The sequence below is a fragment of the Streptomyces sp. WAC 04229 genome (genome assembly GCF_003947455.1).
GTDB lineage: Bacteria > Actinomycetota > Actinomycetes > Streptomycetales > Streptomycetaceae > Streptomyces.
Genome location: NZ_QHJH01000238.1, coordinates 1 through 10,419 on the forward strand (window position 1 = coordinate 1; position 10,419 = coordinate 10,419).

Annotated in this window: 9 protein-coding genes and 1 pseudogene; 3 read left to right on the plus strand and 7 right to left on the minus strand. The window is 73.5% G+C overall.

The window, feature by feature from the left end; genetic code table 11:
• A pseudogene (locus DMH12_RS39320) lies at window positions 1–1,159 on the minus strand (hypothetical protein); the annotation flags it as partial.
• A gap of 112 nt (window positions 1,160–1,271) precedes the next feature.
• Entirely contained in the window at window positions 1,272–1,523 is a 252-nt protein-coding gene (locus DMH12_RS34525) for a helix-turn-helix domain-containing protein (protein ID WP_125495279.1), read from the minus strand.
• Window positions 1,524–1,586: 63 nt separating this feature from the next.
• On the opposite strand from DMH12_RS34525, the gene map reads away from it, so the two are divergent.
• Both map and DMH12_RS34535 read left to right on the plus strand, forming a co-directional pair.
• Window positions 1,587–2,372 carry a type I methionyl aminopeptidase gene (gene map / locus DMH12_RS34530; RefSeq protein WP_125495280.1) on the plus strand — a complete coding sequence of 262 codons (786 nt, stop codon included), beginning with the start codon at window positions 1,587–1,589 and terminating at the stop codon, window positions 2,370–2,372.
• Window positions 2,373–2,508: 136 nt separating this feature from the next.
• Window positions 2,509–5,037: an ATP-dependent Clp protease ATP-binding subunit gene (locus DMH12_RS34535; RefSeq protein WP_125495281.1), complete on the plus strand. Its 2,529-nt coding sequence runs from the start codon at window positions 2,509–2,511 to the stop codon at window positions 5,035–5,037.
• 6 nt (window positions 5,038–5,043) lie between these two features.
• Here the strand turns inward: DMH12_RS34535 and ggt are convergent, their stop codons facing one another.
• Entirely contained in the window at window positions 5,044–6,852 is a 1,809-nt protein-coding gene (gene ggt / locus DMH12_RS34540) for a gamma-glutamyltransferase (protein WP_125495282.1), read from the minus strand.
• A 140-nt stretch (window positions 6,853–6,992) separates the two neighbouring features.
• On the opposite strand from ggt, the gene DMH12_RS34545 reads away from it, so the two are divergent.
• Window positions 6,993–7,751 (plus strand): hypothetical protein, encoded by a 759-nt coding sequence (locus DMH12_RS34545; protein WP_125495283.1) that lies wholly within the window; start codon window positions 6,993–6,995, stop codon window positions 7,749–7,751.
• A gap of 215 nt (window positions 7,752–7,966) precedes the next feature.
• On the opposite strand, the gene DMH12_RS34550 is transcribed toward DMH12_RS34545, so the two are convergent.
• From DMH12_RS34550 to pcaC, 4 genes are all read right to left on the minus strand, one after another.
• Complete coding sequence (locus DMH12_RS34550) at window positions 7,967–8,374, minus strand: DUF6278 family protein (protein ID WP_125495284.1); 408 nt, start codon at window positions 8,372–8,374, stop codon at window positions 7,967–7,969.
• A gap of 59 nt (window positions 8,375–8,433) precedes the next feature.
• Window positions 8,434–9,213 carry an exodeoxyribonuclease III gene (locus DMH12_RS34555; RefSeq protein ID WP_125495285.1) on the minus strand — a complete coding sequence of 260 codons (780 nt, stop codon included), beginning with the start codon at window positions 9,211–9,213 and terminating at the stop codon, window positions 8,434–8,436.
• Between the two features lie 52 nt (window positions 9,214–9,265).
• Window positions 9,266–9,901 (minus strand): MBL fold metallo-hydrolase, encoded by a 636-nt coding sequence (locus DMH12_RS34560; protein ID WP_125495286.1) that lies wholly within the window; start codon window positions 9,899–9,901, stop codon window positions 9,266–9,268.
• Window positions 9,902–9,918: 17 nt separating this feature from the next.
• Window positions 9,919–10,419, minus strand: a 501-nt coding sequence (gene pcaC, locus DMH12_RS34565; protein WP_125495287.1) for a 4-carboxymuconolactone decarboxylase, incomplete at its 5' end; no start/stop codon positions are given.

A 10,419-nucleotide genomic window follows, 5' to 3' on the forward strand; every position in this document is an offset into this window, starting at 1 on the left:
GTACGGGGTTCTCGGGCGGGGTGGTGGGCGTGGGTGCGCCAGGAAGGCGTGCGGGGTCCGCCGGTGGCGCGGAATCGTAGGCGTGGGTGCCGTCCCTCGGCATCCGGGACGTGTTCGCGGGCGTCCGGGACACGCGATCGGCCGCGGACGTGCCGTAGGCGGCGGGACCCTCGCGCGGCTCGGTGGGCGCGGAGCGCTGCGCGGGGGCGCCGAAGGCGGAGGCGGAGTCCTCGGACCCCGGGGAGCGGGACGGGGCCTCCGGCGGGCGCGGCGGGAGCGGCCCCGGCGCCCGGCCCCCGGAGACACCACCCCCGGGCGCGGGCCCGCCGAAGGCCGAGTCGCCGATCGCCGCAGGGCGGCGCGCGAGAGCGTCCTCCCCCGGCCTCCCGGACGCACCCCCGGGCGCGGACGTGCCGAAGGCGGAGGCGGCTTCCTCGGGCTCCGCAACGGGCGCGAGGGGGTGCGCGGGGCCGACGCCCCCCGGCCCACGGGACACACCCCCGGGCGTGGACGCGTGGAAGGCGGAGGCCGGGATCTCGGGCCCTGCCGTGCGGGCGGAGGCGTCGGCGCCCGGTGGACCGGGGTGCGTGGGGCCGGTCACCGGGGTCGGTGGGGCGCCGTCCTCCCGGATGCCTCCGCTCCCCCGCCGGACGGCGTCCAGTGCCGTCAGCCGGGCTCGGAGTTCGGTGCAGCGGGCCGTTGCCCGGGTGTGGTCGTCGTGGGCCCAGGCGAGGTCGAGCCGGAGGGAGGCGGCCGTCTCCGGGGCCGTGTCGGGGTGGGACAGCGTCCGGGTCAGCCGGGTCTCGCGTTCCGCGGCGTACCGCTGCTCGCGGAGCATCACGTCGAGCCGGTCCCGCAGGGCGTCGCGCGCGCCCGGCAGGGAGTCGTACGCGGCGAGCGCGGCGGCGTGCAGGGCGCGGGCGGGCCCCGTCTCGGCTTCCGCGGCAGCGGCACCGTACCGGCCGGCGAGGTCCTGGAGCAGCGCCTCCACCACGTCCCAGGGCGGGATCTCACGCCCGTCGAGACAGGCCCGTATGCCCTCGGGGTCGCGCTGCCAGAACACCCCGCACCAGCCGGCGCCCTGGTCCAGGCGCGTCAGCAGTCCGGTCAGGTACCGGGTGAAGTCCCAGACCCGACCCGGCAGTTGTTCCACGGCCATGGTTCGACTCCCGCCCGACCGGAGGACTCCGGTCCGTCCGGTCACGTAGGGAACACCAGCCGTGTTACGGCGCCGCTACAGGGAGTTTTCGACCAGGGGCGTCACCGCACCCTCACACCCCGGCGAGGACGCACAGCCCGGCCAGCTCGTCCATGGACAGCCCGAGCGCGCGGGCCAGCGCGGCCACCGTGAAGAACGCCGGGGTCGGCGCGCGGCCGGTCTCGATCTTGCGCAGCGTCTCGGCGGAGATGCCCGCCTCGGCGGCGACCTCCGTCATGCTCCGCTCGCCGCGGGCCTCCCGCAGCAGCCGGCCGAGCCGCTCGCCGCGCTCGCGCTCTTCGGGGGTCAGGGGGGTGCGCACCATACCGGCATTGTAATACCGGCTTCCCGTACCGGGACCAATTCAAATACCGGTATAGTAATTGGCATGGTGGAGCTCAAGACAGACACATCGATCGAAGCGATGCACACGGCCGGCCAGGTCGTCGCCCGCGCCCTGACCGCGGCCCGGAACGCGGCCGCGGTGGGCGTCTCCCTGCTGGAACTGGACGAGGTGGCGCACGGCGTACTGAAGGAGGCGGGAGCGGGCTCCCCGTTCCTCGGCTACCGGCCCTCCTTCGCGCCGACCCCCTTCCCGGCCGTCCTCTGCGCGTCGGTCAACGACGCGATCGTGCACGGCATCCCGGACGGCTACCGGCTGCGCGACGGCGACCTCGTCTCACTCGACTGCGGGGCCACGCTCGGCGGCTGGGCCGGCGACTCGGCGATCAGCTTCGTCGTCGGGACCCCGCGCCCGGCGGACCTCGCCCTGGTCGAGACCGCCGAGCGGGCGCTCGCGGCGGGCATCGCGGCGGCCGTCGTGGGCAATCGCATCGGCGACATCTCGCACGCGATCGGCACGGTGTGCCGGGCGGGCGGCTACGGCATCATGGACGACTTCGGCGGCCACGGCATCGGCCGGCGGATGCACGAGGACCCGGGCGTGCCCAACGAGGGCCGGCCGGGACACGGACTCCCGCTGCGGCACGGCATGGTTCTCGCCATCGAGCCGATGCTGATCGCCGGCGGCCGGGACGACTACCACGCGGCCGCCGACGGCTGGACCCTGCGCACCAACGACGGCTCACGCGCGGCGCACGTGGAGCACACGGTGGCGGTCACGGACAGCGGCCCGCGCGTCCTGACCGCACGGGACGCCCTCCAGCTCCGGTAGGCCCGGCCCGGGGTCCGCCCGCCTCCGCGGACATGCCCACCGGCACAGAACGTGTCATGTTGGGGCATGAGCGCACGCCGACCGGGTTACCCGGCCCCGGTACGCCGATCAGCGAAGCAGCGGAGGACCGGAAACGATGACCAGCGGCTTCATGGGCCCGGAGGGCGACCCGTTCGCGGAATTCCTGGCACGCTTCTTCGGCGGGCCGAAGCCCAGGCAGATCGACATCGGCAGGCTGCTCAGCCAGCCGGCCCGGGAGCTGGTGCGCGGCGCCGCCCAGTACGCGGCCGAACACGGCAGCCGGGACCTGGACACGGAGCACCTGCTGCGGGCCGCGCTCGCCACCGAACCGACCCGGGGCCTGCTGAGCCGCGCCGGCGCCGACCCCGACTCGCTGGCGTCGCAGATCGACGAGCGGACCGGCCCGGCGCAGCACGCGCCGGGCGAGGCCCCGCCGCCGACGTCGCTCTCGCTGACCCCGGCCGTCAAGCGGGCGCTGCTGGACGCGCACGAACTGGCCCGGACGACTGGCACCGGGTACATCGGCCCGGAGCACGTGCTCAGCGCCCTGGCCGCCAACCCGGACTCGGCCGCCGGGCACATCCTGAACGCGGCCCGGTTCGCGCCCTCCGGCCTGCCCGCGGAGGCGCCGGACGCCGGCAAGGCCCGCCCCGAGGGCGCGCGGGCCACGAACACGCCGACGCTGGACAAGTACGGCCGCGACCTCACCGACCTGGCCCAGCAGGGCCGGATCGACCCGGTGATCGGCCGCGAGGACGAGATCGAGCAGACCGTCGAGGTGCTCTCCCGCCGCGGCAAGAACAACCCGGTGCTGATCGGTGACGCGGGCGTCGGCAAGACCGCCGTCGTGGAGGGGCTGGCGCAGCGCATCACCGACGCCGACGTCCCCGACGTGCTGCTCGGCCGCCGCGTGGTCGCCCTGGACCTGACCGGCGTGGTCGCGGGCACCCGCTACCGCGGCGACTTCGAGGAGCGGATGAACAACATCGTCGGCGAGATCCGCGCCCACTCCGACGAGCTGATCATCTTCATCGACGAACTGCACACCGTGGTCGGCGCCGGCGGTGGCGGCGAGGGCGGTTCGATGGACGCCGGGAACATCCTCAAGCCGGCGCTGGCCCGGGGTGAGCTGCACGTCGTGGGCGCCACCACGCTGGAGGAGTACCGCAGGATCGAGAAGGACGCGGCGCTGGCCCGCCGCTTCCAGCCGATCCTGGTGCCCGAGCCCACCCCCGCGGACGCCATCGAGATCCTGCGCGGCCTGCGGGACCGCTACGAGGCCCACCACCAGGTCCGCTACACCGACGAGGCGCTGGTGGCGGCCGTGCAGATGTCCGACCGCTACCTCACCGACCGCCGGCTGCCGGACAAGGCGATCGACCTGATCGACCAGGCGGGCGCCCGCGTCCGGCTCCGGGCGCGCACCAAGGGCACGGACGTGCGGGCCATGGAGCGCGAGGTCGACCAGCTGCTCCGGGACAAGGACCAGGCGGTCGCGGACGAGCAGTACGAGCAGGCGACCCAGTTGCGCGACCGGATCGGCGAGCTGAAGCAGCGGATCACCGAGGCCGACGGCGCCGGCGAGGCCGACGAGGGGCTGAATCTGGTCGTCGGCACCGAGTCCATCGCCGAGGTGGTGTCCCGGCAGACCGGCATCCCGGTCAGCAGCCTCACCCAGGAGGAGAAGGACCGCCTGCTGGGGCTGGAGTCCCACCTGCACGAACGCGTGGTCGGCCAGGAGGAGGCGGTGCGGGTCGTCTCCGACGCCGTGCTGCGCTCGCGCGCCGGGCTCTCCAGCCCCGACCGGCCGATCGGCAGCTTCCTCTTCCTCGGCCCGACCGGTGTCGGCAAGACGGAGCTGGCCCGGGCGCTGGCCGAGGCGCTGTTCGGCAGTGAGGACCGGATGGTCCGCCTCGACATGAGCGAGTACCAGGAACGCCACACGGTCAGCCGCCTGGTGGGCGCCCCGCCCGGCTACGTGGGGCACGAGGAGGCCGGTCAGCTCACCGAGGTGGTGCGCCGGCACCCGTACTCGCTGCTCCTGCTGGACGAGGTGGAGAAGGCGCACCCCGACGTCTTCAACATCCTGCTCCAGGTCCTGGACGACGGCCGGCTGACCGACTCGCAGGGCAGGACCGTGGACTTCACCAACGCGGTCGTCGTGATGACCAGCAACCTGGGCTCCGACGTGATCACCCGGCGCGGCGCGGGCATCGGTTTCGGGTCCGGCGGCGCGGAGGCGGACGAGGAGGCGCGGCGCGAGCAGGTGCTGCGTCCGCTGCGCGAGCACTTCCGGCCCGAGTTCCTGAACCGCGTCGACGAGATCGTGGTCTTCCGGCAGCTCAGCGGGGAGCAGCTGCGGCAGATCACCAGCCTGCTCCTGGAGCAGACCCGCCGCATGGTCCGCGCGCAGGGCATCACCGTCGACTTCACCGACGCGGCGGTGGACTGGCTCGCCGAGCGGGGCTACCAGCCGGAGTACGGCGCCCGTCCGCTGCGCCGCACCATCCAGCGCGAGGTCGACAACGAGCTGTCCCGGCTGCTGCTCGACGGCCGGGTCGCGGAGGGCGGCCGGGTGACGGTCGACGTCGAGGACGGGCGGCTGGCGTTCCGCACGCCGCAGCGGCCCGTCCCCGACCTCTGATCCGCGCTACCGCTGCCGCGTGGGCCGCACCACCATCGCCGAGCCGCCGCCGCGCCGCTCCTTCTCGGCGGCGGCCAGCCACTTGCCGCCCGGCAGCCGCTGCACGCCGGTCGCGGCGCCGATCTCCGGGTTCTCCTTGAAGGAGTGCCCGAGCGCCTCGAGACGCTCCCGCAACCCGCTGTCGTAGAGGCCGGGTTCGAGTTCGGTCTGGGCCGCGTTGCGCTGGCTGGCGCGCGGGGCGGCGATCGCGTCCACCAGGGGCAGCCCGCGGTCGATGAAGCCGGTGAGTGTCTGGAGCACGGTGGTGATGATGGTGGCCCCGCCGGGCGACCCGACCGCCACGACCGGCTCGTGGTGCCGGTCCAGGACGATGGTGGGGGCGATCGAGGACCGCGGGCGCTTGCCGGGCCCGGGCAGGTTCGGGTCGTGGACGGCCGGGTTCGCCGGGGCGAAGGAGAAGTCCGTCAGCTCGTTGTTGAGCAGGAAACCACGGCCGGGCACGGTGATGCCGCTGCCGCCGGTCTGCTCGATGGTGAGCGTGTAGGCGACGACGTTCCCCCACTTGTCGGCCACGGTCAGGTGCGTGGTGTTCTCGCCCTCGTACGTCGTCGGCGCCGCCTTGCCGCCGGCCGCGCAGGCGGCGGGGTGCCGGGGGTCGCCGGGTGCGAGGGGGCTGGTGAGCGCCGCGTCGTCCTTGATCAGGCACTCGCGCGAGTCGGCGTACCGCTGCGAGAGCAGTTCCTTCGTCGGTACGTCCTCGAAGGCGGGGTCGCCGACCCAGCGGCCGCGGTCGGCGAAGGAGATGCGGCTGGCTTCGATGAAGCGGTGCAGGTACCGCGCCTTGCTCGCCTCGGAGAGGTCGGTGCGCTCCAGGATGTTCAGCGCCTCGCCGACCGTGGTGCCGCCGGAGGAGGAGGGCGCGATGGAGTACACGTTCAGCCCGCGGTACGAGGTCCGGGTGGGCGCCTGGAACTTGGCCTCGTAGGCGGCGAGGTCCTTGGCGGACAGGTCGCCGGGGCGGGCGTTCCAGCCGGAGTCCGGGTCGACGGGCGGCTCGTTGACGGTGTCGACGATGTCCTTGCCCAGTTCGCCGCGGTAGACCGCGTCGACGCCCTCACGGCCCAGCTCCTTATAGGTGCGGGCCAGATCCGGGTTCTTGAACGTGGAGCCGACGACGGGGAGTTGCCCGCCGGGGAGGAACAGTTCCGCGGTGTCCGGGAAGTAGCGGAACCGCTGCTCGTTGGCGGCGGTCTGGGAGCGGAAGGTGTCGTCGACGGTGAAGCCCTGCCGGGCCAGGCGCTCGGCGGGCCCGAGCACGGAGGCGAGCCCCCGGCTGCCCCACTTGTCGAGGGCCGCCTGCCAGGTGGCGGGCGTGCCGGGGGTGCCGACGGCGAGGCCGCTGCTGACGGCGTCGGCGAAGGCGATCGGCTTGCCGTTCTCCGTGAAGAGCTGCTCGTCGGCGGTCAGCGGCGCGGTCTCGCGGCCGTCGATGGTCCGCACCGTGCGGGACTCGGCGTCGTAGTAGACGAAGTACCCACCGCCGCCGACCCCGGCGGAGTAGGGCTCGGTGACACCGAGCGCGGCCGCGGTGGCCACGGCGGCGTCGACGGCGTTGCCGCCCTTGCGCAGCACCTCGATGCCGGCGGCGGAGGCGTCCGGGTCGACGCTGGCGACCGCGCCCCCGTACCCGACGGCGACCGGGGTCTTCGGGGCGCCGGGGCTGCCGTGGGGCGTGGGCGGCGCCGCGGCCCCCACCGACACCACGGCGGCCGAGACCGCCAGGACCGTCAGATTCCGTGCGACAGGGCGACGCATCCGCACCTCCAGGGAAAGGCCGTTCGGGCAGCTTAGTTGATCGTCATGGCCGCGTCAGGAGCACAAGGGCCGCCTCCTGAGCGGGGGGCCCGGCGGCCCGTCGAACACGGGTACGCCGACGCCCGCTAGCATGCGCGCCCATGACTGACGACGTACGCAACATCGTCCTGGGCGTGGTCGCGGCGGGCATCAGCGCCGCACTGGGCTGGTTCACCCGCACGTACCTGTCCAAGCGCAGACTCCGCCGCAAGCAGGCGTTCTTCGGGCTGCCGGACAGCTCCGAGTCGCTGCTGGTCGTCAACCGGGACCCGGCTGCCTCCGAACCGGCGGTCCACCGCTTCGACGTCTTCGCGCTGCTGGAGCTGGCGGCACTGATCAAGGACTGCGGCGCGCACATGCAGGTGGTCACGCAGGACATGGTCGGGCAGGGCTTCGGCGAGCGCACGGAGTTCTGCGTGGGCGGCCCCGGCTCGAACCGGCGCATGGTCGCCCACATGGCGGCCATGCTGCCCGGGGTGCGGGTCAACGTCGACCCCGAGCCCGGTCCGGACCGCGGCGCCTTCCAGATCGGCGGCGAGCGCTACCGACTGGACGCGGGCACCACGGAGTACGTCCTGCTGGCCCGCCTCACCGCCGGGGACCGGCGCGAGGCCCGGCCCGCCTTCCTGTTCTGCGGACAGCGGGCGATCACCAACCAGGCCGCCACCCGCTACCTCGCCCGGCACCACGAGAAGCTGGCCCGCAAACACGGCACCAGCTCCTTCGTGCTGCTGCTGAAGGTGGTCAACTCTCAGGCGTACGGCCCGGACGTCGTCGAACTCGTGGGGGACGTCACCCGGGCGGCGACCAGCCCCCTGCCGACACCGGCACCGACGCCCCGCAACTCCCAACGGGCTTAGGGGGTGTGTGCAGCTGACCTTCTCCTCGCCCGCGGACACCCTTGCGCGGTGTCCGCCGTGGAGCGCGAGCAGTGATCTCCGGCTGCACTCTGCGATTCCCCCTGGCCGTTCGTGTGCCCTGACCACAGCAACGTACCGAGACAAACGGCACACATGCCAACGACACGCACCATTCGGGCATTAGCCACTTTTAAGGCGATTATCGGGCTGAGGATTCACGCCTCGGCGACTTCGCCGTACAGCTGGGAGAGTTCGGGCACCCCGTCCGCCGCCCACGCGTGCCCGGACGCCACCACGTCGAACTCCCGGCCGGAGGCGAGCCGGACGACAGGCTGACCGTCGGACCGGATGGCCCAGAGGGCTCCGGGGACGGTCCGCACGATCACCGTGCCGAGGTACAGACCCGCGTCGTTGCCCAGCCAGGTCTGGATCTCCTCGTCGCCGCGCCAGCGCGGCAGGATCTGGTCCAACTGCTCCAACGAGACTGCGGAGTCGTCGAGTCGGACCCCCTCCCGCGACGCCTGCGAACGCAGCAGATCGCAGTCGGCGAGCAGCTCGCCGATGCCCTCGGCGTCATGCGCCCGGGGATCTTCGCGCCGCCTGCCCAGGAAGGGGAAGTTCATACCTCCACACTGTCATTCGTACCGCCCCGCGCACCACAGGGCGCGCAGGCCCGGCGCGCTCACACGTCGAGGTCGACCACGACCGGCGCGTGGTCCGAGGCGCCCTTGCCCTTGCGCTCCTCGCGGTCGACGTAGGAGTCGGTGACGGCCTTGGCGAAGGGCTCGTTCCCGTAGACCAGGTCGATGCGCATGCCGCGGTTCTTGGGGAAGCAGAGCTGGCGGTAGTCCCAGTACGTGAACGGGACGTCGTACTTCAGCGGGCGCGGGACCACGTCGGACAGGCCGGCCCCGCGCAGGGAGGCGAGGGCGGCGCGCTCGGCGGGGGTGACGTGGGTGGCGCCCTCGAAGGCGGCGCGGTCGTAGACGTCGTCGTCGGTCGGCGCGACGTTGTAGTCGCCCATCACCGCGAACGGCCGGTCGCCGGCGGCGTCGCCCTCGACGGCCGCGCGCAGCGCCTCGAACCACTGGAGCTTGTAGGCGTAGTGCGGGTGGTCGACCTCGCGGCCGTTGGGCACGTAGACCGACCAGACGCGGACCGGACCGCAGGTGGCGGAGATCGCGCGGGGCTCCTGGACACCCTCGTAGCCCGGGTCGCCGGGCAGGCCCTTGACCACGTCGGTGAGGCCGACCCGGGAGAGCACCGCCACCCCGTTCCACCGGCCGGTGGCGTGTACGGCGGCCTCGTAGCCCGCCTCGCGCAGCTCGTCGAAGGGGAACTGTGCCTCGGCGACCTTGGCCTCCTGGAGGCACAGCACGTCGGTGCCGCTGCTCTCCAGCCAGGCGAGGAGCCTCGGCAGGCGGGCGGTGATCGAGTTCACGTTCCAGGTCGCGATGCGCATGTCTCACAACCTACCCGGCGGCACTGACAACCCGGCCCCGGGCCGTGGGGCCTCAGAGCCGCGCGGAGTCGCCCGGGGTCAGCCGCAGGTGCTCGGCGCCGCCCAGCTCGCCGATCTGCCGGTCGTAGATCGGGCGGGCGAGGTCGGTGAGGAGCGCGTCGTGGATGTCGTAGGCGCGCTGCGGCTTCACCTCACGGACGTACTCGATGACCTCGGCGATCTTGTTCCAGGGGGCCATGACGGGGAGCATCAGCGTCTCGACCGCCCGGTCGGGGACGGTGAGCGCGTCGCCGGGGTGGAAGACCCTGCCGCCGTCCAGGAGGAAGCCGACGTTGGTGACGCGCGGGATGTCCGGGTGGATCACGGCGTGCAGCTCGCCGTGGACCTGGACGTCGAATCCGGCGGCGGTGAACGTGTCGCCGTGGCCGACGGTGTGCACGCGGCCCGGGAACGCCGCCGAGATCTTCTCCGCGACGGACTTCAGCGTCCAGATCTCGGCGGCCGGGTTGTCCTCCATCGCGGCCCGCAGCCGCCGCTCGTCGAAGTGGTCGGGGTGCTCGTGGGTGACGAGAACGGCGTCCGCGCCGAGGGCGGCGTCCTCCTCGCTGAACCCACCGGGGTCCAGGACGAGCGTCCGCCCGTCCTTTTCGAGGCGGACGCAGGCGTGCGACTTCTTGGTGAGCTTCATGACTCCATCCTGCGCCCTCACTCCGGGGGTGTCGTCTCCTCACGGATGACCTGCTGCGCGACCCGGAAGGCGCCGTTCGCGGCCGGTACGCCGCAGTAGACGGCCGCCTGGAGCAGCACTTCCCTGATCTCGGCCGGGGTGAGGCCGTTGCGCAGGGCGGCCCTGAGGTGGGGGGCGAGCTCGTCCGTGTGCCCGCCGGCGACGAGGGCGGTGAGCGTGACGCAGCTGCGGGAGCGCCGGTCCAGTCCCGGCCGGTCCCAGATCTCGCCCCACGCGTAGCGGGTGAGGAATTCCTGGAAGTCCCCCGAGAACTCGTCGGCCTGCGCGAGGGCCCGGTCGACGTGCGCGTCGCCGAGCACTTCGCGGCGGACCTTGAGCCCCGCGTCGTACGGGTCGGGCCGCCCCTGCCCCTGGCGCGGTACGGCGGCCGGGGCGATCTCGGCGATGGGCGCGGTCTGCGCCGGCGGGGCCAGGGCCGGCTGCGCGGCGGGCGGGGAGGCCACCGGGGCGGCCAGCGA